This window comes from Amycolatopsis lurida (assembly GCF_900105055.1).
Lineage (GTDB): Bacteria > Actinomycetota > Actinomycetes > Mycobacteriales > Pseudonocardiaceae > Amycolatopsis > Amycolatopsis lurida.
The window spans coordinates 1,768,690-1,791,237 of record NZ_FNTA01000004.1; the positions used below are offsets into that span (position 1 = coordinate 1,768,690).

Here is a 22,548-nt window from a genome sequence, read left to right on the forward strand (position 1 = left end):
AACTCTGTGCTCCCCCGCTTGGACTCGAACCAAGAACCCTCCGGTTAACAGCCGAATGCTCTGCCAGTTGAGCTACAGGGGATTGTGCTCCGTACCGGCCGGATCGCTCCGACCGATGAGAGAACTTTAGCCCATGCCCCTTGGCGGCCGCACACCCACCCCCCACTTTGGGGATCACCTCGTCAAGCTCGCGTTTTGAGGGACAATGACAGCTGGAGCAAGATCGAACGGAGGCGTGGACTCGGATGAAGATGTTCCTGCTGGGCGCGGCCGCGGGCTACGTACTGGGCGCGAAGGCCGGCCGGGGGCGGTACGAGCAGATCGTGCGGACCTACCGCAAGATCGCTGACCACCCCATGGTGCAGGGCGCCGCCGGGGTCGCTCGCGCCAAGGTCGGTGAGCGGTTCGGGCGGTCTCAGCGCTGACCGTTGCCCGAGACGAATCGAGGGGCCCTTCGCCGGCGGCGGAGGGCCCCTTTCACGGCACGACGGCGACCACGAAGACGCGCCGGAACTCGAACCAGGTGGTTCCATCGGGACGCGGCGGGTAGGCCGCGTCCAGTTTCCGGGCGATCTGAGCGCGAAAGTGGTCCCAGGCCTCCCCCGGCAAGGCGTCCTTGACCGGCCGCAGCGAGGTGCCGGTGATCCATTCGAGCACGGCGTCCTCTCCGGTCAGCCGCTGCAGATACGTCGTCTCCCAGGCGTCGACGGCGCAGCCTTCGTCGGCCAGCAGGTTTCCGTAGCCGAGCGGGCTGTCGACGGCCTCGTTCTCCCGCAGGACGACGTCGGCGAGCCGCGGGGCCCATTCCTCGGCGCGCGCGAGGGCGCGGACGAGGGCGTGCGACGGGGCATCGAAGTTACCGGGGACCTGGAACGCGAGCGTCGCCCCGGACGGCAGGAGGCCCACCCAGCGACGGAGCAGGTCGCGGTGCTCCGGAACCCACTGGAGCACCGCGTTCGAGATGACCACGTCGGTGTCCGGCTCGGGTGCCCAGTCGTTGACGTCGAGCACTCGTGCGTCGACGCCTCGTGAACGGGCGGCCTCGACCATTTCAGGTGAGCTGTCGCTCGCCTCGATGATCGCGCCGGGCCAGCGTTCCGCCAGGCCGGCGGTCAGGTTTCCGGGTCCGCAGCCGAGGTCGGCGACGCGGCGAGGCTTGGCGGCGGGGATCCGCGCCACGAGGTCGTGGAACGGCCTGGCGCGCAGGTCGGCGTAGTCGAGGTACTTGACCGGATCCCACATGGCACCTCCCAGCGATACAGTACGAGCGTACTGCTAGCCGCCGGGCTTCGCCAGCTTCCTGGCCGCTTCCTCGGCGATCGCCTTGACGACGTCGACGTCGGTGCCCGGATCGGGCCGCACCTGCAGCACCGTGCCGTCCTGACCGGGGACCTTGCGCTCGACGAACCACGCTCCCCCGGTTTCGAGGTCCTTGCGGTGCCGTCCCCGGACCGAGCCGTCGACCCGCTGCCGCACCAGGATCGGGACCTTGCCCGGCCTGGGCAGCCGGAACCGGACGGGGGTCTTGTCGGCCAGCAGCACGGCGTTCCCCGCCGTCCCGGCCTCCTCGGATTCGGTCAGGGTCAGCACCCCGTCGGACCACGCGGCCTTGCCGACCAGATGCCAGCCGACCCGCCGCGGCCCCGGGATCCACAGTCCCAGCGCCGTGACCAGCAGGTATCCGCCCCCCTCGACCGCCGCGCCGCCGACGACGTGTTCGCCGTCGTCGAGCGATCCGTCGAAATCCGCCGGGACACGGTCACCCAGCAGGTGACGCAGCCAGCCCATGCTCAGTCCAATCCGCCGATGGCCTGTTCCTTCAGCGCCTTCCGGTACTGCTCGAGCGCGACGAGGTCGCCGAACAGGGCGCGGTAGTCGTCCGGCGCCTCGACCGGGGAAAGCCGCTGGAGCTTCGACTTGATCTCGTTGATCTGGCGGCCGACGAGGCTTTCCTGCACCGCCGCGAGTTGCGCGGAGATGTAGCGCGAGTCGACTTCGCCCTTGGCGCGCAACGGTTCCACCGAAAGCTCGCTGAGCACTCGCCGCACCGTCCCCTGCGGGCAGTGCGGGGCGGCGGCGTCGAGCAGGGCGGGTCCGGTCAGCCCGGACCCCGCTCCCCCGGCGGACAGCAACGCCTTGTGGATGGCGACGTAAACCGGATGGGTGAAAGCGTCCTCGGGGAGCGCGTCGTACTCCGCCCCGGCGAGCATCGGCTGCTGCAACGCCGCCTTGAGCGCCTCACGCTGCGCGATGAACCGCGGGTCGCCGGGAGCGGGCCTGGGCAGGTCTTCCTCGGCGGCGGCCGCCGCCGAGGAGGGAGCGGGCCGACGGACCTCGACGGTGGCGGAACGTTTCGCCGCGGCGCCCGCGCTGCCGCGTACCCGGTTCACCACCTGGGCCGCGTCCTGCCAGCCGACCCACCACGCGAGTTTCGACGCGTAGCCGTCGCGGCTGGCGCGGTCCTTGATCCCCGCGACCATCGGGACGGTCTTCTGCAGCGCCGCCACCTGCCCGTCGACCGAGTCGAGGTCGAACGCCTTGAGCATGCTCTTGATCGCGAATTCGAACAGCGGGATCCGCCGCGCGACCAGGTCGCGCACCGCGGCGTCGCCCTTGGCGAGCCGCAGTTCGCAGGGGTCCATGCCGTCGGGGGCGACCGCGATGTAGGTCTGCCCGGCGAAGGTCTGGTCGCCCTCGAATGCCTTCAGCGCAGCCTTCTGGCCCGCTTCGTCACCGTCGAAGGTGAAGATCACTTCGCCGCGGAAGGCGTCGTCGTCCATCATCAGCCGCCGGAGGACCTTCATGTGGTCCTCGCCGAACGCCGTCCCCGACGACGCGACGGCCGTCGGGACACCGGCGGCGTGCATCGCCATCACGTCGGTGTAACCCTCGACGACGACGACCTGGTGCCGCTTCGCGATCTCGCGTTTGGCCAGGTCGAGGCCGAACATCACCTGCGACTTCTTGTAGATCGGCGATTCCGCCGTGTTCAGGTACTTCGCCGAGACGCGGTCGTCGTCGTACAGGCGCCGCGCGCCGAACCCGACCACCTCGTTGCCGACGTCGCGGATGGGCCAGAGCAGCCGCCGGTTGAACCGGTCCATCGGCCCGCGCTGCCCCTCCTTGGCCAGGCCGGCCGTGAGCAGTTCCTTGACCTCGAACCCGCGGTTGAGCAGATGCTTCGTGAGCTTGTCCCAGCCCGCCGGCGCGTACCCGCAGCCGAACGTCTGCGCGGCGGCCGCGTCGAAACCGCGTTCGGACAGGAAGTCCCGCGCCGCCCGCGCGTCCGGGGTGAGCAGCTGCTCGGCGTAGAACTCCTGCGCCGCGCGGTGCGCCTCGATCAGCCGGGCGCGGGTGCCGCGATCACGCTGGACGCTTCCGCCGCCGCCTTCGTAGGTCAGCCGGAACCCCACGCGATCCGCGAGGCGCTCGACGGCTTCCACGAACGAGATCAGGTCCATCTTCTGGATGAACTTGATCACGTCACCGCCTTCGCCACAGCCGAAGCAGTGGAACGTGCCGTGGGTGGGGCGCACATTGAACGACGGGGTCTTCTCGTTGTGGAACGGGCAAAGCCCTTTCAGGCTGCCGCCGCCGGCGTTGCGGAGGGCCACGTAGTCACCGATGACCTCGTCGATCCGGTTGCGCTCGCGCACCTCCGCGATGTCGCTCTCCCGAATCCGTCCTGCCACGCTCATCACTCTAGGCCGTCCTCTTCGGGCGCTGTGCGGCACACTCGGGGAATGAGCACCGCCCTGGACGAACTCGCCGGGAATTTCGCCGCGCTGCGCCCCCATCTGGTGTCGGTCGCCTACCGGCTGACCGGCACGCTGTCCGACGCCGAGGACGCGGTCCAAGAGTCGTGGCTGCGCCTGAGCGGCCTGGACGACCAGCGCCGCTCGGCCATCGAAGACCACAAGGGCTGGCTGACCACCGTCGTCAGCCGGATCTGCCTCGACCGGCTGCGGTCCGCGGTGGTGCGCCGCGAACGGTACGTCGGCGAATGGCTGCCCGAACCCGTCCTCGGCCCGCTGGGCACGCCGTCGTCGGAGGATCCGCTGAGCGTCGCCGTCCGCGACGACGGGATGCGCATGGCGGCGATGGTGGTCCTCGACCGGCTGACGCCGGAACAGCGCGTCGCGTTCGTCTTGCACGACGCGTTTTCGGTGCCGTTCGGGGAGATCGCCGAGATCCTGGGCTGCACGCCGGAAACCGCGCGCCAGCACGGTTCCCGCGGACGCCGCGCGGTCGCGGACGCCGATCCGCCGCCCCGGACGGCGCTCGCCGAGCAGCAGCAGATCATCGAGAAGTTCATGACCGCGATGCTCACCGGCGACATCCAGGCGGTGGCCGAGGTCCTGCATCCCGACGTCGTCCTCGTCGGCGACGGCGGCGGCAAGGCGCGCACGGCGGTGCACACGGTCGCCGGGTTCGACAAGGTCACCCGGCTGTTCCAGGGCCTCATGCGGATGTACGACCCGGCCGGCATCGAACAGGCGAGGCCCGCGCTGGTCAACGGCGACCTCGGGCTCTACATCCCGCCGCAGGCGGCCTCCGAGGGGTACCGGGCGCTCGACGAACACGTCGACGCGTTCGTCATCCGCGACGGGAAGATCGTCGCGATCTACGACATGGCGAACCCGGACAAGCTCACCACCGCGCGGACCCGCGTCGGCCCCTGACCGCATTCAGTCCTCTGAATGCGCCCCGGAGCGCATTCAGAGGACTGAACGCGGGAGTTTTTCAGGGAAGCGGGATCTTGCAGGCGTCGCCCGAGGTGAAGCCCTGCGCGGTGATGTCGAGCGCGCTGTTCATCCGGGCACGCATGTTCTCCAGGCCGATCTGGTACGTCAGCTCGATGACGCCCTTACGGCCGAACTCGCGTTCCAGCTCGGCGACCTGCTCGTCGGTGGCGGTCACCGGGCTCGCGGTCATCGCGTCGGCGTACGCGAGCGCGAGCCGTTCCTGGTGCGTGAAGGCGGGCGACTTCGCGTAGTCGTCGATGTTCTTCAGCCGTTCGATGTCGAGGCCTTCGTGCAGTTGCAGCATGGTCCCGAAGTCGATGCACCACGAGCAGCCGAGCTGGGTCGCGACGCGGTACACGGCCAGCTCGCGCACGTTCGGCGGCAGCGTCTTGCTGGCCTTCTCCGCCATCATTTCGTGCATGCCGTTCGCCCGGAGCAGCGCCGGGTGGTGCGCGTAGACGGCCATCGGCTCGGGCACGGCGCCGAAGCGCTTGCCGGCGAACTTGTAGAACAGCTTCAGCAGGAAGCCGGCCTCGGCGGTCTTCACGGCGGGAATACGCGGCATGGTGTCCTCCTCGTGCGGTTGCGATCACCGAAGGGACGAGACGGCCCGCGAGGACGTGACAGTGACTCCGGTGACGCGCGCCACGCGGCCGGTCGGGGCCTCGATTTCGCCTTTTCGCCGGAACCCCCAGTCGATCATCGACGGTAGACTGACGAGTCGGCCCCGAGGAGGATCGATGCTCGCCGTCGAGGACCCCGCCACCGGACTACGGATCACGGCCGTCCCCGACTGCGGGCCCGCCGAGGTCGACAAAGCGGTCCGCGCCGCCGCCAGGGCATGGCCCGCCTGGCACGTCTCGGACCGGCACGCGGCGCTGACATCGTGCGCGGTCGTCGTCGAGGAGGCCGCGCCCGTGCTGGCCCCCGTCCTCTCCGAAGAGCAGGGAAAACCGCTTCACGAGGCCGAAGCCGAGTTCGCCGAAGCGGCCTCGCGGTTCCGGTACTTCGCGGGGCTGAGGCCGGAACCGCGGGCCGACGGCGATGGACCGGTCGCCGCGATCACACCTTGGAACTTCCCCGTGCAGTCGGCCGTCGCGAAACTCGCGCCGGCGTTCACCGCCGGGAACACGGTGGTGCTCAAGCCGTCGCCGCGCACCCCGCTCACCACGTTGCACCTCGGCCGGATGCTGGCGCAGGTGCTGCCGCCGGGAGTGCTGACCGTGCTCACCGGACGGGACCCTCTCGGCGAGTGCCTGCTCGCCCATCCCGGGATCCGGCAGGTCGACTTCACCGGCTCTGCCGACACCGGGAAGCGGATGGCGGCCGCACCGGAATGGCGGCGGCTGACGCTGGAACTGGGCGGCAACGATCCCGCGATCGTCCTCCCCGGCACCGATCCGGCCGCGATCGCGGAACGGCTCTTCTGGAGCGCTTTCGCCAACTGCGGCCAGATCGGCGTGGCGGTCGAGCGGGTCTACGCCATCGGTCCCGTCTACGACGGCGTCGTAGAGGCACTGGCGGCCGTGGCTGCGCGGGTCGTGGTCGGCGACGGACGGACCCCCGGGACACAGCTCGGCCCGGTGAACAACCGGCCGCTGTTCGACCGCGTCACCGGTCTCACCGACGAGGCGCGGGCGGACGGCGCGCGGATCGTGACCGGCGGGCCGCTCGACGGGCCCGGCTACTTCTTCGCCCCGGCGATCCTCGCCGACGCGCACGACGGGATGCGAGTCGTGACCGAGGAACAGTTCGGCCCGGTACTGCCGGTCGTCCGATGCTCCACAGTGGACGAAGCGGTCGGGCTGGCGAACGCCACGCCGGGCGGCTTGTGCGGTTCGGTGTGGGGCGCGGACGAGGACTACGCCGCCGAAGTCGCGGCCCGGCTCGGCAGCCGGACGGTCCGGGTCAACGCGCACCTGGCGATGCCGGTGGGCTCGCGGTGGTCCGCGAGCCGCGCCGGCCTCAGGGAGTGATCGTCCGGACGTCCCACACCCAGACGCCGTCGACGAACTCGGCGGGCTTCCGCAGCAGCAGGTCCACTGTGGTCCGGAAGGCGTCCTGGTGTTCGCGCGGGATCAGCACGAGCACGTCGGCGTTCCAGTACCGCAGATCCTCCAGCGCCTGCACCCGCTGCGACTCGGTGATCGTCGCCGGCACCCCGGTCTGCTTGATCTGGTCGAAGATGATCGACGTCGGCCGCTGGATGGCGCCGTAGCGGCCGCGTTTGTCGTCGGGGCCGCTCGGCCCGACGAAGTATCCTTCCGGCATCGAATAGCCGAGTCCCGCGTCGATCTGCCAGTGCAGTGGTTCGGATTCGCCGGAGCTCGGCAACGGCACGGGCACCACGGTCCCGCCGGGCGCGACGTAGCTCCGCCAGGTGCCGTCGGCGAGGAACCTCGGTGTCGGCGGCCGGTCCTTCACGATCAGCTGTGTCGGCGCGATCGGCAGCAGGACCGCGATGACGACACCGATCCACAGCAGCCGCAACGGGAATCGCCGCTCTCCTGGCACTTCGGGGAGGTTCGAGGCGACCGCGTGGACGCGTTCGGTCGCCAGTGCCAGCAAGGCGCCGATCAGCGGGATGCAGCCCATCGCGAGCCGCGATTCCAGCAGCGACTCGAACAGCGGCAGTTCCGAGAACAGCTTCCACGGTCCCGGGATCCCGGTTTCCTCGTGCACCACGATGATCTGCACGCCGAGCGAAAGCCAGGCCATCACGAACATCGAGATCGCCAGCGCCCGCGCGAACGCCTCGCGCCACAGCCACACGGTGATGACCACCATCAGCACGATCAACGGCCAGCCGAAGAAGGCGTTCTCCTCGGTGCGGTTCATCGACACGTCCGCGGCGGCCTGCGGCTGCCCGGCGACCGACTGCGTCGCGAACCGGGTGAACGCGGCCGTGTCGTTCCCGACCGGGCCGTGTTCGATCGCCTGATAGCTCTGTGGGCCGAAGAACTGCCACCACAGCGGGAAAGCGCACAGCACGAGCGCCACGAGGACCCCGATGCCGACGCCGATCCCCAGCGGTTTAGCCATCGGCGGGAACTCGCGGTGGTTCGTCGCGAAGTAGGCGATGGCGAAGATCGCGAACGCCATCGCGAAGATCAGCAGCGGTTCCTCACCGAGGAAGATCTGGTACGCCGCCAGCAGGCCGAGGAAGATCCCGTTGCGGACGGGGCGTTCGCCGCGGGCGATCTTGAAGACCAGCAGCGCGATGAACGGCAGGACGAACCACGCGACGAAGTTCGGGTGTGCGTTGCCGTGCGAGATCATCGGCGGGGCGAAGCCGACGAACGCGCCGCCGATGGCCGCACCGACCCGGTGGGTGACCAGATGCCGCGAGAACACCCAGTACCAGGCGGCCGCGGTGCCGGCGAGCCCGCCGGTGAGCGCGATGGCCCAGGTGACCGTCGGGCCGAAGGTGAGCGTGACCGGCGAGAGCGGGATGCCGATGCCGAGCATGGCCGTGTTGGCCATCAGGTTCACGCCGAGCGGATGGTTCTGGAAATGCGTGCTGAGCGGATTCCTCAGGTGCAGCACGTTGTCCGCGGTGACGGAGAAGAACCACTCCCACAGGTTCTGGTCCGACGCGCTGTTCCAGAGATAGCCCTCCTTGAGGTCGAGCCAGAGCCCGTTGTAGAGCAGGAAGGCGAACAGCAGGAAGCCGCCCATGATGGCGGCGTCGGCGGCGGCGAACCGGCGGGGGCTCGTGGGAGTCTTCTCGGCTTCCACCTCCGCCTCAGCCTGGAAAAGACTCACGGACCGTCCTCACGGCTCGACAACGCGGGCGAGAAAGTAGATCACACCCGTCGAGGCATGCCTGACGAGCAGAAGGAAGGGCCGGTCGACGGCGACTTCCAGGGGTTCGTCGACGATGAGCGACGTCAGCCGCATCAGCACCGCCGTCGCGGCGGCACCTTCGAGGCCTTGCTCGTCGATGCGGAGCACGGACTGGTGGACGACCTCGGACACTTCGAGCCGGTCGTCGTCGGCGAGCCCGGTGAGGTCGGCGTCGGCGGTGAACATCGTCCGGACGCCGAGGTCCTGGAGTTTCGCCGTCAGCGGGCTGTCGACGTCGAGGTCGAGTTTCGGCAGCGACAGGGCGATGGTCTTGGACCGCGTGTTCTCCAGCAGCCGCGCCAGCTTGCCCGCGTCGAGCTCGGCGTCGTCGAGGTCACCGTCCGGCAGCAAGACGATCGCCTCCACTCCGCCCTCGGCACCGAGACGGACGGCCTGCCAGCCGTCCTCGTGGGTGTGGTCGAGCTGCTTTTCGAGCCACATCGTCGGCACCGTACGGGTGCCGGACGGCGCATGGAAGTCCGCGGGCGCGGTGTTGTCACTCGAGAACGGATTGGTCCAGGCGGTTTTGAGATACAGGGCATTGACGATCGCGGCGACGGTGTCGGGCGCGACGGTCCCCGGCTTCAGCAGTTCGGGGATCAGCTCGCGGGTGGCCTCGGCGACGTCGGCGTTGATCAGCCGTCGCGCGGCCTCCGGATCGTCACCGAACGGGGCGCTTTCGACCTTCCCGCCCGGCCAGGTGGCCAGTTCCGCGCGGAAGGAATCCTCGAGCGGCAGCCCGTCCCAGGCCCAGAGCGTGTTCGCGACCGCGAGTTCCGGGCCGTCGTCGAGCAGCGACGAGGCCTTGCCCAGCAGGTCGGCGAGCTCGTCCGGTTCGCCGAGCAGGGCGATCAGCTCTTCTCTGGTCTTCCCCTTGGCGGCCTGCGTCACCAGGCCGAGCGCGCTCGCGATCGAGTACGGCGAGAAGCACGCGTTCTCCGTGCGGCTCGCCAGCACCCGATAGAGGTCCAGACCAAACCGGAGGTGGCTTTCGACAGCGCCCATGCCGCAGACCGTACCGTGGACGGGCCCGCCCGTCTCCTGTCCGAAAGTTCCGCCTTGTCCGAGCGGCGGCGCCGGGGTGGCATGGCGCGAAAGCCACTTTCGGGACACCAGACGTCGCGAAAGTGGCTTTCGCGACATGCTCGGCGGCCCTGGGCCGATCACCGTTTCCCCGGCTCCGCCGACGTTGCGAAAGCCACTTTCGCAACCTTCAACGTTGCGAAAGTGGCTTTCGCAACCTTCGCCGGGGCACGGTGAGCCGGCGGTCCGGGCTTCTCAGCCGTGGCGGCCCGTATGCCAGGCGTGCCACGCGTACGCCTGCGCGTCCGTGAGCGACGCCACCTGGTCGACGACCACGCGCAGCCGGGCCGCGTCGTCCGAGGCGGCCTCCCACGCGGGCAGGAACAGGCCGTCCAGCGAATCGGGCGCGCGGCGGCACAGCGCGACGACCAGCTCGGCGAGCATCTGGCGCTGGCCGTCCTGCATCGCGAGACGCCGCTTGTCGCTCATCACGTACCGCAGCGCGAGCGCCTTGAGCAACGCGACCTCGGCCGCGACCTGCTCCGGAATGACCAGCTTCGCGGTGTAACGGCTCAGCGGCCCTTCGCCGTACACCTCCCGTGTCGCGCCGACGACCGCCGTCGCGAACCGGCCGACCAGCTCACTCGTCAGCCGTTTCAACGCGACCTGCGCCTTGAGCGATCCGTCGAGCCCCGGTTCGCTGAGCTCGGCGACCACCGGCAGGTCGAGCAGTTCCTTCGCCGCACCCTCCAAAGTGGACTGGGACCGGTTCGAAAACCTTCGCGCCGCCTCGGCCACCGCCGCGCGTTCCTCCGCGTCGGCCAGCACCCGCAACGAGATCCGGCCCGCCAGCACCCCGTCTTCGACGTCGTGCACGGAATAGGCGACGTCGTCGGACCAGTCCATGATCTGCGCTTCCAGGCAGGTGCGACGCTCCGGCGCTGCTTCCCGGACCCACGCGAACACCTCGGCGTCGTCGGCGTAGACGCCGTACTTCGGATTGCCTTCTTCCCGTCGCCACGGGTACTTCATCGAGGCGTCGAGACAGGCGCGGGTGAGGTTCAGCCCGCCGACGACCCCGCCTTCGAGCAGGACCTTGGGCTCCAGCCTGGTCAGGATCCGCAACGTCTGCGCGTTGCCCTCGAAACCACCGCACGGCTGGGCGACCTCGTTCAGCGCGCGCTCGCCGTTGTGCCCGAACGGCGGATGCCCGATGTCGTGCGCGAGGCCGGCGGTGTCCACCAGATCCGGGTCCGCGCCCAGCTCGTCCGCGATGCCCCTGCCGATCTGGGCGACCTCCAGCGAATGCGTCAGCCGCGTGCGGGGCACACCGCTGACCTCGGCACCTTCGCCCGGGCCGACCACCTGGGTCTTGCCCGCCAGCCGGCGCAGAGCGGCCGAGTGCAGCACTCGGGCGCGATCACGGGCGAAGGCACTCCGCCCGTCCGCGGCGCCTTCCAACGCCGCGGCCTTGGGCCGCTCGGGCAGCAGGCGCGCCCTGTCGGCCTCGGTGTAGGTGTCCACCCGACCAGACTAAACGTGCTCACCGACACTTATCGGGCGTCAGACCTCGCCGGTACCGAACAGACTGTCCGCCGGCGACTTCGTCAGGCGGTAGTACAGCAGCGCGCCGGTCTCGCGGACGATGTAGCGCGCCTGCGTCTCGCGGGTCTGCACGATCGGGCCCCGATGGGTGGGCGACGTCCAGGTCTCGAGCCCGAGGTCGTCGGCCATCACCCGCGCCCGGAACGAGTGCCACGGGTCGCTGACCAGCACAGCGGTCTTCCAGCCCCGTTTCTGCACCTGCTCGGCGACCGCGCGGAGGCTCCGCAGGGTGTCGCTGCCCTCGCCGACCGGCAGCGTCGCCGACGTGGGTACCCCGCGTTTGCGCAGCCACTGCGCGCCCGCGTGCGCCTCGGTGTAGTTGTCGTCCGCCTTCTTGCCGCCCGCGGTGACGATCACCTTCGCCACGCCCTGGTCGTACAGCGTCTTCGCCTTGGCCAGCCGGGCTTGGAAGATCTCCGACGGCCTGCCGTTGTACTGGGCCGCGCCGAGCACCACGATGACGTCGGCCCGGTCGCGCACGTCCTCGCGCGCGACCTGCCAGACCCGGAACGCCGTTCCGCCGATCACCGCGACGACGACCAGCAGGAACCCCGCCACGATCCGGCGCACCCAGTTCGCGCAAGTCGGCTTCGTCCGTTCGGCGGTACTCACACGGGTGATTCTCGCAGAGCGGGGAGTCGATCTCAGAGCCAGCCGTGCTCTTCCGCGAGCCGCACCGCTTCGGCCCGGGTCCTCGCCCCGGTCTTGCCCATCGCGGCCGAAAGATGGTTGCGCACGGTGCCTTCGGAAAGGTGCAGGGCACGGGCGATGTCGGCCACCGTGCTCCCGTCCTTGGCGGCCAGGAGGACGTCGTGTTCGCGCCCGGTGAGCGGGCTCGCGCCGGTGGCGAGCGATTCGGCGGCGAGCGCGGGATCGACCACCCGGAGCCCGCCGTGGACCCTGCGGACGGCGTCCACGAGCTGCTCCGGCGGAGCGTCCTTGACGACGAATCCCGCGGCACCCGCGGCCATCGCCCGCGAGAGATAACCGGGCCTGCCGAAGGTGGTGCAGATGATGATCCGGCACAGCGGAAGCGCGCCGTGCAGTTCGGCGGCGGCTTCGAGACCGTCCTTGCCCGGCATCTGGACGTCGATCAGCGCGACGTCCGGGGCGGTCTCCTTCGCCCGCTGGAGCACTTCGTCGCCCGAGCCGACCTGGGCGACCACCTCGATGTCGGTTTCGAGGCCGAGCACGGTGGCCAACGCCCCGCGCACCATCGCCTGGTCGTCGGCGAGCAGGACCCGGATCACGCGCGGCCTCCAGTGGGTTCGGAGAGTGGCGCGAGCACGCCGCTCCGCAAGGCGGACTCGGGTACCTCCGCCCGGACGAGCCATCCTCCCCCAGGTGGCGTGGTGGCGGTCAAGGTCCCGCCGACCGCGTCCAACCGTTCGGCGAGCCCGCGCAGGCCGTTCCCCGCCGTCGCGTCGCCGCCTTCACCGTCGTCCTCGACTTCCAGCCAGGTCTTGCCGAAGCGGACTTTCACCCGTTTCGCCCCGGAATGCCGGATCACGTTGGTGACCGCTTCCCGCAGCACGTAACCGAAAGTGCGCTGGAGGGCGGGATCGACGTTGTCCACCGCGTGCGGCAGATCCGCGTCGACCTCCGCCGCCCGCAACGCCGCCCGTGCCCCGGCGACCTCCGCCGACAGCGACACCTCGCGATATTCGGAGACCGTGGCCCGGATGTCCGAGAGCGCGCTGCGGGTCAGCCCCTCGACCTCGCGGATCTCCTGCAGCGCCCGGGAGTCGTCCTTGCCGCTCTCCAGGATCCGGCGGGCGAGCCCGGCCTTGACCGTGATCGTGGTGAGACTGTGGCCGAGGATGTCGTGCAGATCCCGCGCCAGGCGCTCGCGTTCGCCCGCCACCGCGAGCGTCGCGATCTCCTGGTTCGCCGCCTCCAGTTTCCGCACCGCGCGGACCAGGTTCGCCATGAAGAACATCGCCGCCGTGATCGACGCGACCGCCACCAGATCACCGAGGTCGTCCTTCCCGACGGCCAGGTGGACGGCCAGCACCAGCAGCAGGGCGCCGCCGTCCAGGATCACCGCCCACGCCGGCGGCAGTGTGAAGGCCAGCACCGCGGTGGCGTAGATCAGGATGTACGGGTTGTTGTCGTGCAGGAAGACCAGGATGAGGCCGATGAGCAGCATCACCCCCGAAAAGACGTAGGTCGTCTTCCGCCGGGAAGGCCGCAGAACGAGCGGGAACAGCAGATAACAGGCGCCGTAGGCGAGCAGGAAACCGGCGATCACCAGCTCTTCCGCGGTGATCCCGTCGGTGGTCAGCTCGATCACCGTGGGAATGAAACTCGGCAGGACGAAGGCGGTGCCGAGCACCGCCCACTTCGCCGGCTTCGGTCCGCCGCCGGTCCGCGGCGGCATGTCCGACCACCAGTTCTCCCGGTTGTCCAAACCCGTCTTCACCCTGCCCGGGTACTCGTTCACCGGTTCACCCTTCTCAGACCCGCGCACTGTCCTTACGGTAACGCCTGATCACGAGCGCCCCGAGGACCGCGGTCCACGCCGCCAGCACGCCCAGCGCGGCCGGGAGGCTCACCGTGAGCTGGTCGGTGACGACCGGGCGGACCAGCTGGATCAGCCAGTACGTCGGCGTCGCCTGGGCGATGTCGGCCATCCACGACGGCATCCCGTCGATCGGGATCCACAGGCCGCCGAGGAAACCCATGCCCATCATGACGATCATGTTCAGCGGCTGCATCGACTCCGGCGTGCCGAACTGGCCGAGCAGGAGGCCGAGCAGCACCAGCGGGATCGCCCCGAGCCAGATGCCCGCCACGAGCCGCAGCCAGCCGGTGGCGTCGAGGTGGACGCCTTGGAAGAGGACGCCGACCAGCGGGACGACGAGCAGCGACGGAAGGGCGACGAGCATCGCCGACAGCGCCTTGCCGCCGAGGTAACCGGCTCCGGTCAGCGGGGTCAGCCGCAGCTGGCGCTGCCAGCCGGTGGACCGCTCGATGGCGAGTTTCGCGCCGCTCGTCATCGCGGCGGAGAAGGCCCCGAAGGCCATCATGTTGACCATGATCACGCCGGCGAAGCTCGCATCACCGGCAACGAAAACGTTGGCCTGCAACAGGAACATCAGTACCGGGAAGGCGACGGCGAAGAGCACGAACCTGGTCGAGCGGAAGGTGCGGACGATCTCGGTCTTGAGGTAGGTCGGGTTCATCGGACGGCTTCCTCGCTGGTGGTCAGGGACAGGAACGCGCCTTCGAGGCCGATGGCGCTGATCTCGATGTCGCGCGTTTCGGGCACGTGGGCCAGCAGCGCCCGCAGCGTCGCGTCGGAATCGGAACTGGAGATCGCCACGCGGCCGGCGCGGAGTTCGCATCCGGTGACCGCGGGCAGCGCCGCGATCACCGGTTCCGCCGCCGCGGGCACGACCGCGCGGATCGTGCGTCCCCCGGCCAGCGCGCGGACCTGCGCGACCGAACCGTCCGCGACGATCCGCCCCGACCGCATCAGCACGACACGGTCGGCGAATTCTTCGGCCTCTTCGAGATAGTGGGTCGCGAACAGGACCGTGCGACCGGAGTTCGTGTACTCGTACATGGACTTCCAGAACTCGCGGCGCGTGCCTACGTCCATCGCGGCCGTCGGCTCGTCGAGGATCAGCAGATCGGGGTCGCTCACGAGCGCGACGGCGAACCGCACGCGCTGCTTCTGCCCACCGGAAAGCTTGGTGGAGCGCCGGTGCGCGATGTCCTCGATCCCGGCGCGGCGCAACGCCTCGCGCACGGGCATCGGCTCGCGGTGCAGCGCCGCGACCATGCCGACGGTTTCGGCGACCGTGAGATCCTCGACGAGCGCGCCGCCCTGCAGCATCGCGCCGATCATCCCGTCGCCGACCGCGTCGCCGGGCTCGCGCCCGAAGACGGTCACGGTGCCGGCATCGGGTTTCGAGAGCCCCAGGATCATGTCGACCGTGGTGGATTTGCCCGCGCCGTTGGGGCCGAGGAGGGCGACCACCTCGCCCGGCGCGATCGTCAGGTCCACGCCGTCGACGGCGTGGACGTCGCCGTAGTGCTTACGCAGCCCGGAAAGCCGGACCGCCGCCCCCGCGGTGATGTCTTGTTCTCGCATGTTCGAAGCTTGTCGCGCTCGGCCGTCCGAGGCGTGGGTCGAGCGTCACGACCTGGGGGTGACAGTTGTCAGGGGTGGGGGTCGCGGCGCCGGTGGCGGCGTTGCGAAAGCCACTTTCGCAACCTTCAACGTTGCGAAAGTGGCTTTCGCAACGCCGGCGAAGCCTGGGCAAGCGGTTCGGCATGCTTGAAGGGACGACACGCGTGTTTGAAGGGACGGCACGCGTGATTGGACGGACGGCACACGTGTCCAGACGGACGACTCGCGCCGGAGCCCGGTCGCGACCGTGTCGTCCGCCTGATCACGCGTGCCGTCCGCCTGATCACACGTGCCGTCCGCCTGATCACGCGTGTCGTCCATCCAGTCACGCGAAGGCAAGTACGTGAAGGCCCCCTTCACTGCGCCTAACGCAATGAAGGGGGCCTTCACGTACTTGCCAGCCGGAACTCAGGCGCCGATCAGGCGCCCCGCCAGGTAGGACTCCAGCTTGTCGATCGCGACCCGCTCCTGCGCCATGGTGTCGCGCTCCCGCACGGTCACCGCGTGGTCGTTGAGCGAATCGAAGTCGACGGTGACGCAGTACGGCGTCCCGATCTCGTCCTGGCGCCGGTAGCGGCGGCCGATCGCGCCGGCGTCGTCGAAGTCGACGTTCCAGTGCTTGCGCAGCGCCGCGGCGACGTCGCGCGCCTTCGGCGTGAGGTCGGCGTTGCGCGACAACGGGAGCACGGCGACCTTGAACGGCGCGAGCCGGTAGTCCAGCTTGAGCACCGCGCGGGTGTCGGTGCTGCCCTTGGCGTTCGGCACCTCTTCCTCGTGGTAGGCGTCGACGAGGAACGCCATCATCGATCGGCCGACACCGGCCGCGGGCTCGATGACGAACGGGCGGAACCGCTGCTTCGTGGCCTGGTCGAAGAACGACAGGTCGACGCCGGAGTGGTTCGAGTGCGTCGTGAGGTCGAAGTCGGTGCGGTTCGCGATACCTTCGAGCTCGCCCCATTCCTGGCCCGCGTTGAACGCGAAGCGGTACTCGATGTCGACGGTGCGCTTCGAGTAGTGGGAGAGCTTTTCCTTCGGGTGCTCGTAGAGGCGGAGGTTGTCCGCCTTGATCCCGAGGTCCTTGTACCACTCGGTGCGCGCGTCGATCCAGTACTGGTGCCAGGTCTCGTCCTCGCCCGGCTCGACGAAGAACTCCATCTCCATCTGCTCGAACTCGCGCGTGCGGAAGATGAAGTTGCCCGGCGTGATCTCGTTCCGGAACGACTTGCCGATCTGGCCGATGCCGAACGGCGGCTTCTTGCGCGCCGCGGTCTGCACGTTGAGGAAGTTGATGAAGATGCCCTGCGCGGTCTCCGGGCGGAGATAGTGCACGCCTTCCTCGGACTCGACCGGGCCGAGGTAGGTCTTGAGCATCATGTTGAAGTCACGCGGCGCGGTGTACTGCCCGCGGGTGCCGCAGTTCGGGCACGGCACCTCGGACAGGTCGTCCTCGGACACCTCCTTGCCCGAGCGGGCGGAGAAGTCCTCGGCCAGCTGGTCGGCGCGGAAACGCTTGTGGCAGGACAGACATTCGATCAGCGGGTCGGTGAAGACGTCGAGGTGACCCGACGCGACCCACACCTGGCGCGGCAGGATCACCGAGGAGTCGAGGCCGACGACGTCGTCGCGGCTCTGCACGACGGTCTTCCACCACTGGCGCTTGATGTTGTCCTTGAGTTCGACACCGAGGGGCCCGTAGTCCCACGCCGACTTGGTACCGCCGTAGATCTCTCCACACGGGAAAACGAAGCCTCGACGCTTGCACAGGCTGACGACGGTCTCAATGGTGTTGGCGGGCACTCCACGCTCCGAAGCATGCGGGGACGGGTATGGACTAGAAGGACCAGACTAACCGCCCGTCCCCGCACGACCTCCGGCGAGGTCGGACCGCTCAGGGCCTGCTGACCAACGAGGCGGTGACGATGCGGTTGTCCTCGTAACCGTCGGTCCCGCCGACGTACTCGCCGCCGCAGGTGACCAGCACCAGCCGGTGCGGCCCGTCCGGTCCGAACAGCTTCTCCGACTGTTCGGCGAGCTTCGTCTTGTGCACGGTGACGACTTCGCCGATCTTGTAGACCCACTTGCCGCCGTCGGTGTCGACGACGTCGACCTGCTGGCCGGTCTTGAGCCGCCACAGTTCGTCGAACGGGCCCTTCTCCCCCTTCCAGTTCACATGGCCGGAAAGCAGGGAAGCGCCCTGGTCGGCGCCCAGTTTCGCGCCCCACCAGGTGGCTTCGTCGAGACCCTCGGGGATGGGGAGGGTCCCGTCCGCGGTCAGTTCCTTGCGGATCAATTTCGCCGTGCCGCCGCCGGGGAGCCGGACCGTGCCGGGCGCCTGTCCCGTGTCGGCCGGGGCCTGCGCCTGCTGTCCCGTCGACGTGTCCGCCTGGCCGGGGGCGGCCGCGACGACCGGATCACTCGTCCCGGTGAAAATCAGCACCGCGACCACGGCCGCCACCACGAAGATCGCGGCGCCGATGAGGATCAACCCCAGGCTGGAGCGCTTTTTCGGCTGCTCCTCGCTCGCCGTTCTGTCGTCGAACTGTCCCACCATCGGGTATTACTCCTTGCTCGCGTCAAGCCGCCGGAGCGGCCGGTGTCGCTAGACACGCGACGCGAGCGGAAAGAGGTTGCACCGATTTCAGGCGGGCGGCCCGGAAACGGGAGTCGCGACGATCACCCGGTTGTCCCGGTAGCCGTCCGTACCCCCGAGGTAGTCGCCGCCGCAGGTGACCAGCACCAGCCGGTGCGGCCCGCTCTGCGCGAACAGCTTCGCCGCCTGCGCGGGCAGGTCGTTCTTGTGCACGGTGACGACCTCGCGCACGCGATAGACCCAGATGCCGCCCGCCGCGTCGCTGACGGCCACTTCCTGGCCTTCGCGCATCCGCCACAGCTCGTCGAACGGCCCTTTGACGCCGCCCCAGTTGACGTGCCCGGAGATCAGCGACGTTCCCGCTTCGGCGCCGAGCCGCGCACCCCACCACGCCGCGTCGCCGAGTCCGCGCGGGATCGGGAGGACGCCCTGGGAGGTGACCTCGGAGCGGACGAGTTTCGCCGACCCGCCTTCGGGCAAGCGGATGGTGCCGGGCCGCTGCCCCCGTTTCGCGCTGTCGGCGGGCAGTGCCAGTGGTGCGCCGTCCTCACCCGGCATGACCGCGGGTTCCACGACCGGGATCGCCGCCGGTTCCGGCGGGATCCAGGTCAGCACGATCACGCCCGCTGAGATGGCGAGCGCGGTGACGACGGCGGACAGTCCCGCCAGCCAGGACCGCACGGGGCCGCTACTTCTCCCGCACCGGCACGGGCTTGCGACGGCGGAGCAGCAGCATGGCCGCGGCGCCGATCACGATGCCACCGCCCAGCAGCCCGAGCCCGACCACGGTCCGCGTCGAGTCCGCGGTCTGCGGCGGGATACCGCCCGCGGGCACCGTCCCCGGCACCGCGGGCTGCGCGGGTGCCGCGCCCGGTCCCGTACCGCCGGCGGGCTTCGCCACGAAGTTCCTCGGGATCCCGCAGCTCACGCCGCCGAGCACGACCGTCGTGCGGGCCTCGCGCAGATCCTTGCCCTCCTCGTCACGCACGTGCGTGACGACGTCCACCTTCCAGCCCGCGACCGCGGTCACGTCACCGGCGCGCCAGCCGTCCTGCCGGATGAGCTGGTCGAAGGCGGTCACGCGGGAGACGGTCAGGTCGGAGGTGGTCTTGTCCTTGCTGAGGCTCTCGTTCTTGACCATCGACGGCGGGCCGAGCTTGAGTCCCTTGACGTCGATACCCGAAGCGCCGGACGGCTTGAGGTCGCCGTTCTGGTCCCGCACCCAGATCTTGCCCACGCTCGTCGACGACGTCGCCTTGCCCGGCGCGGCACAGTCGACCGAGCTCTTCGCGCCTTCGAGTACCAGCACGGTGTTGTCGATCGGCTTCGCGCCGCCGCGCCCGTTGTCGATCAGGGCGTAGTTGCTTTCCGCGACCGCCGTCGGGACCGTGGTCTGCTGCAGCGCGGCGACCACGTTGTGATCGCGGCTGGCGATCCCGGCCGGGAACGGGCTCGGCGCGCCGTAGCGGCCCAGGTTGATGGCCCATTTGTCACCGAGGGTGCTCTGCTCGCCGGCGTCACGCGGGACGACGGTGCGGTCCGGGGAGAGTTTCGACTGGCCGGGGGTCAACGGCGAACGCTGGGTCTCGGTGATCAGCGATCCCGGGTTCCCGATGCGTACCGACGCCACGTTCGCGAACGACACGGGGCCGGTCTTCTCATCGACGGCCTGCGTCGTCTGCGCCGAGGCGAGCCCCGGAACCGACACCAAAGCGAAGGCCGCCGTCGCGGCGGCCAGCTTCGTCACGAAACGAGTCATGTCTCCCCACTGCCTCTCGGGCTTTCAGAGCGCGGTCGTCAGCGTGAAGCGACGAAACGCTCCGCGACAACCTTGCACCGTTGGCGACGACATGCGAAGTGGAATGGTCATTTCTTCGCGAACTCACCCGAATGGCGCAGTAACGCCGCCCCCGAGTGGTCGCCCGGTCGGCGAACAGACCACCCGGGGGCGGGAACACTAAGATGGACAGGACTGTTACTGGCAATGACTTCGGAAATCATGATGGACATGGAGGCGGCGATGGCTACGGTGACCCCGGAGTCGGCCGCCCCGGGCCTCACGGAAGACCCCGGACCGCATTCGTCGGCCCGTCCCCCCGCCGAACCCGCCGTGTCGGCCTCGCCCGCCGTCCTCGCGGACGCCGGCGACCTGCTCCGGGCACTCGCCGCACCCGTGCGCATCGCGATCGTGCTGCAACTGCGTGACGCGGACCGGTGCGTCCACGAACTGGTGGACACGCTCGATGTCGCGCAGCCGCTGATCAGCCAGCATCTGCGGGTGCTGAAGACCGCGGGTGTCGTACAGGGTGAGCGACGCGGCCGTGAGGTGGTGTACCGGCTGGTCGACGATCACCTTGCGCATATCGTGGTGGACGCCGTAGCCCACGTTCAGGAGGGGAAGTGAGCATGAGTCCGACGACGGCCAACAGTTCCGCGCCGGTGCCGGGACGCCGGTCGACGAAACAGCGGGCCGCCGTGGTCGAGCTGCTCAAGGAGATCGACGACTTCCGTTCCGCCCAGGAACTGCACGACGAGCTGCGCAAACGCGGCGACGGGATCGGGCTCACCACGGTGTACCGGACGCTGCAGTCGCTCTCGGAGGCCGGCGAGATCGACGTCCTGCGCACCGACACCGGCGAGGCCATCTACCGGCGCTGCTCGTCGCATCACCACCATCACCTGGTGTGCCGGATCTGCGGCAGCACCGTCGAGGTCGAGGGGCCGGCCGTGGAGCGGTGGGCCGAGAAGATCGCCTCGGAGCACGGCTTCTCCGACATCAGCCACACCGTGGAGATCGTCGGGACCTGCTCCAACCACTGACGGGCTGTGCGTCTCCTCAGTACTCGTACGGGTCCTTCGGCGCCGGCACCTGCCGCACCGAGGTGAGCGTGAAGTCCGGCATGTAGCTGTTCTCCCGCACCGCGGTCCCCGGCACCACCGTCCCGGTGACCTCCAGCCAGGTGTCGTCCCCGAACCCCGACGCGCCCTCGCCCACCATCCGCACGGTGATCGGGTAGGCGTCGGCGGCACAGCAGCCGATCACCATCCTGGCCAGCATCGTGTTGCCCTCGTTGTGCACCACGAACCCGGACAGCCGCACCGTCCGCCCGTTCAGCGAGCCGCTGGAGTCCCAGCCCGCCCGGCTGACGAACTCGTTGACCTCCAACGGGACCACGTCCCCGGCGGGCAGCGGCGGGAAGGCGGCCGCGTTACTCGCCGAAGCGCTTTGCGGCGCCCTGGCCTCGGTGCGGTTCACCGAGTCGGCGCCGAGCGCGGGCGGCGCGACCAGGAACACGGCCAGCACCGGCACCATCAGCAGCCAGGCCGACCGGGTGTTGTGGTCGTGCGCGTGGACGTCCCCGGACACGACGGCGGCAGCGGCGGTCGCGCGGGCGGCCAGCAGGTCCCGGACGATCGCGACCGCGCCGAGCGCGACCATCACCGCGCCGCCGGCAATGATCCACGGCTGCTGCGCGGGTTTGACGTACCGCAGGTAGTCGCCGTTGATCGTGATCTTGAGCAGCGCCCCGCCGAGCAGGATCAGCAGGATGTTCTGGGTCTCGCGTTTCACACGCCACCTCCGAGGATCAGCGTGCCCGAAACGACCGCGCAGCTGAGCGCGACGACGAACGTCACGGGCGCGAACCGCAGGGCGAACGATTTGCCGAAGGTGCCGGTCTGCAGCGCGAACAGCTTCACGTCGATCGCGGGCCCGACCACCAGGAACACCAGTTTCGGCAGCAGCGGCATCGCGGTCAGCGACGCGGCGACGAAGGCGTCGGCCTCGCTGCACAGCGCCAGCACGACCGCGAGCACGGCCATCACCAGCACGCCGAGCACGATCTGCTCCCCCAGAACTCCGAACCACTTCGCGGGTACCAGGACGTTCATCGCGGCGGCGATCATCGCGCCGAGCACGAGGAAACCGCCCGCCTCGACCAGATCCGCCCGCGCGGTCTCGGCGAAGGTCTTCCAGCGCGAACCGTGCCGGACCTCGGGAAGACGCCGCAGAGCGCGCTCCGCGATCCAGTCGAGCTTGCCCCACTTCGCCCACAGCCAGCCCATCACCATCGCCGTGGCGAGCGAACCGGCGAACCGGGCGAACACCATCTCCGGGTTCCCGGGGAACGCCACCGCGGTGGCGACCAGCACCACCGGGTTCACCGCGGGTGCGGCCAGCAGGAACGTCAGCGCGGCCGCGGGCGCGACACCCTGGCCGATCAGCCGCCGGGCGACCGGCACCGACGCGCACTCACAACCCGGCAGCGCGACCCCGGCCAGCCCGGCGACACCGACGGCCGCACCGGCCCGGCGAGGGAGCACCTTCTCCAGTACCCGCGCGGGCACGAACGCCGCGATCGCGCCACTGATCAGCACCCCGAGCACCAGGAACGGCAACGCCTGCACACAGACCGCGACGAACACCGTCGAGCCGGTCCGCAGCGCGGGCACGTCGAACACCTGCTGGAGCCAGCTCTGCCCGAGGATCGCGATCAGCAGGATCGCGCAGAGCACCTCGATCGAGGTGATCTTGAACCGCCGGGCGGGCTTCCGCTCCGGGGCGCTCCTGGAAATGGTTTCCATGCGCGCGATGATGCCAG

General features: G+C 69.6%; 23 protein-coding genes and 1 tRNA gene. 5 read left to right on the forward strand and 19 right to left on the reverse strand.

The features are described from left to right. Positions 1–9: 9 nt before the first annotated feature. Positions 10–82, reverse strand: a tRNA-Asn gene (locus BLW75_RS13410). 163 nt (positions 83–245) lie between these two features. Here BLW75_RS13410 and BLW75_RS13415 point away from each other — a divergent pair. Next, a complete protein-coding gene (locus BLW75_RS13415; protein ID WP_034316429.1) occupies positions 246–425 on the forward strand; it encodes a hypothetical protein in 180 nt (59 codons plus the stop codon). Positions 426–477: 52 nt separating this feature from the next. Here BLW75_RS13415 and BLW75_RS13420 read toward each other — a convergent pair whose 3' ends face one another. From BLW75_RS13420 to dnaG, 3 genes are read right to left on the reverse strand one after another with little or no spacing between them, the layout of a single operon-like run. Then, entirely contained in the window at positions 478–1,242 is a 765-nt protein-coding gene (locus tag BLW75_RS13420; RefSeq protein WP_034316428.1) for a trans-aconitate 2-methyltransferase, read from the reverse strand. A gap of 33 nt (positions 1,243–1,275) precedes the next feature. Then, positions 1,276–1,788 carry a hypothetical protein gene (locus BLW75_RS13425; protein ID WP_034316427.1) on the reverse strand — a complete coding sequence of 171 codons (513 nt, stop codon included), beginning with the start codon at positions 1,786–1,788 and terminating at the stop codon, positions 1,276–1,278. 2 nt (positions 1,789–1,790) lie between these two features. Beyond that, a complete protein-coding gene (gene dnaG, locus BLW75_RS13430) occupies positions 1,791–3,698 on the reverse strand; it encodes a DNA primase (RefSeq protein WP_034316426.1) in 1,908 nt (635 codons plus the stop codon). 45 nt (positions 3,699–3,743) lie between these two features. Between dnaG and BLW75_RS13435 the strand changes: the two genes are divergently transcribed. After that, entirely contained in the window at positions 3,744–4,682 is a 939-nt protein-coding gene (locus BLW75_RS13435; protein WP_034316425.1) for a sigma-70 family RNA polymerase sigma factor, read from the forward strand. 61 nt (positions 4,683–4,743) lie between these two features. Here the strand turns inward: BLW75_RS13435 and BLW75_RS13440 are convergent, their stop codons facing one another. Continuing rightward, a complete protein-coding gene (locus BLW75_RS13440; RefSeq protein ID WP_034316424.1) occupies positions 4,744–5,310 on the reverse strand; it encodes a carboxymuconolactone decarboxylase family protein in 567 nt (188 codons plus the stop codon). Between the two features lie 175 nt (positions 5,311–5,485). Here BLW75_RS13440 and BLW75_RS13445 point away from each other — a divergent pair, with 175 nt between their 5' ends. Then, entirely contained in the window at positions 5,486–6,721 is a 1,236-nt protein-coding gene (locus BLW75_RS13445) for an aldehyde dehydrogenase family protein (RefSeq protein ID WP_034316423.1), read from the forward strand. On the opposite strand, the gene BLW75_RS13450 is transcribed toward BLW75_RS13445, so the two are convergent. The 12 genes from BLW75_RS13450 to BLW75_RS13505 all read right to left on the reverse strand — a co-directional run bounded on the left by BLW75_RS13450 (position 6,711) and on the right by BLW75_RS13505 (position 19,706). Next, positions 6,711–8,510, reverse strand: coding sequence for a hypothetical protein (locus tag BLW75_RS13450; protein ID WP_034316422.1), 1,800 nt, complete (start codon positions 8,508–8,510; stop codon positions 6,711–6,713). The genes BLW75_RS13445 and BLW75_RS13450 overlap by 11 nt on opposite strands. A gap of 9 nt (positions 8,511–8,519) precedes the next feature. Then, complete coding sequence (locus BLW75_RS13455; RefSeq protein ID WP_034316421.1) at positions 8,520–9,596, reverse strand: serpin family protein; 1,077 nt, start codon at positions 9,594–9,596, stop codon at positions 8,520–8,522. Positions 9,597–9,869: 273 nt separating this feature from the next. Beyond that, positions 9,870–11,138, reverse strand: coding sequence for a deoxyguanosinetriphosphate triphosphohydrolase (locus tag BLW75_RS13460; RefSeq protein WP_034316420.1), 1,269 nt, complete (start codon positions 11,136–11,138; stop codon positions 9,870–9,872). A gap of 39 nt (positions 11,139–11,177) precedes the next feature. Then, the gene (locus BLW75_RS13465) at positions 11,178–11,831 is read right to left on the reverse strand and encodes a YdcF family protein (RefSeq protein ID WP_034316419.1); all 654 of its coding nucleotides are present in this window, start codon (positions 11,829–11,831) and stop codon (positions 11,178–11,180) included. A 32-nt stretch (positions 11,832–11,863) separates the two neighbouring features. After that, positions 11,864–12,469 (reverse strand): response regulator transcription factor, encoded by a 606-nt coding sequence (locus BLW75_RS13470; protein WP_034316418.1) that lies wholly within the window; start codon positions 12,467–12,469, stop codon positions 11,864–11,866. Continuing rightward, complete coding sequence (locus BLW75_RS13475; protein WP_034316447.1) at positions 12,466–13,662, reverse strand: sensor histidine kinase; 1,197 nt, start codon at positions 13,660–13,662, stop codon at positions 12,466–12,468. Before BLW75_RS13475 ends, BLW75_RS13470 begins: the two co-directional genes overlap by 4 nt. A 13-nt stretch (positions 13,663–13,675) precedes the next feature. After that, positions 13,676–14,404: an ABC transporter permease gene (locus BLW75_RS13480; protein WP_034316417.1), complete on the reverse strand. Its 729-nt coding sequence runs from the start codon at positions 14,402–14,404 to the stop codon at positions 13,676–13,678. Then, positions 14,401–15,318 carry an ABC transporter ATP-binding protein gene (locus BLW75_RS13485; RefSeq protein ID WP_034316416.1) on the reverse strand — a complete coding sequence of 306 codons (918 nt, stop codon included), beginning with the start codon at positions 15,316–15,318 and terminating at the stop codon, positions 14,401–14,403. Before BLW75_RS13485 ends, BLW75_RS13480 begins: the two co-directional genes overlap by 4 nt. A 447-nt stretch (positions 15,319–15,765) precedes the next feature. Then, positions 15,766–17,154 carry a glycine--tRNA ligase gene (locus BLW75_RS13490; protein WP_034316415.1) on the reverse strand — a complete coding sequence of 463 codons (1,389 nt, stop codon included), beginning with the start codon at positions 17,152–17,154 and terminating at the stop codon, positions 15,766–15,768. 91 nt (positions 17,155–17,245) lie between these two features. Beyond that, positions 17,246–17,908, reverse strand: a complete 663-nt coding sequence (locus BLW75_RS13495) for a class F sortase (protein ID WP_034316414.1) — start codon at positions 17,906–17,908, stop codon at positions 17,246–17,248. Between the two features lie 87 nt (positions 17,909–17,995). Beyond that, a complete protein-coding gene (locus BLW75_RS13500; RefSeq protein WP_034316413.1) occupies positions 17,996–18,628 on the reverse strand; it encodes a class F sortase in 633 nt (210 codons plus the stop codon). A gap of 7 nt (positions 18,629–18,635) precedes the next feature. Further along, positions 18,636–19,706 carry a hypothetical protein gene (locus tag BLW75_RS13505; protein ID WP_034316412.1) on the reverse strand — a complete coding sequence of 357 codons (1,071 nt, stop codon included), beginning with the start codon at positions 19,704–19,706 and terminating at the stop codon, positions 18,636–18,638. A 261-nt stretch (positions 19,707–19,967) separates the two neighbouring features. On the opposite strand from BLW75_RS13505, the gene BLW75_RS13510 reads away from it, so the two are divergent. Both BLW75_RS13510 and BLW75_RS13515 read left to right on the forward strand, forming a co-directional pair. After that, positions 19,968–20,351 (forward strand): ArsR/SmtB family transcription factor, encoded by a 384-nt coding sequence (locus tag BLW75_RS13510; RefSeq protein ID WP_034316446.1) that lies wholly within the window; start codon positions 19,968–19,970, stop codon positions 20,349–20,351. A gap of 2 nt (positions 20,352–20,353) precedes the next feature. Next, complete coding sequence (locus BLW75_RS13515; RefSeq protein WP_034316411.1) at positions 20,354–20,767, forward strand: Fur family transcriptional regulator; 414 nt, start codon at positions 20,354–20,356, stop codon at positions 20,765–20,767. 16 nt (positions 20,768–20,783) lie between these two features. Here the strand turns inward: BLW75_RS13515 and BLW75_RS13520 are convergent, their stop codons facing one another. Together BLW75_RS13520 and BLW75_RS13525 are read right to left on the reverse strand one after the other, a co-directional pair. Further along, positions 20,784–21,518, reverse strand: a complete 735-nt coding sequence (locus BLW75_RS13520) for a TIGR03943 family putative permease subunit (RefSeq protein ID WP_034316410.1) — start codon at positions 21,516–21,518, stop codon at positions 20,784–20,786. Next, positions 21,515–22,531, reverse strand: coding sequence for a permease (locus BLW75_RS13525; protein ID WP_034316409.1), 1,017 nt, complete (start codon positions 22,529–22,531; stop codon positions 21,515–21,517). Before BLW75_RS13525 ends, BLW75_RS13520 begins: the two co-directional genes overlap by 4 nt. Positions 22,532–22,548: the final 17 nt, after the last annotated feature.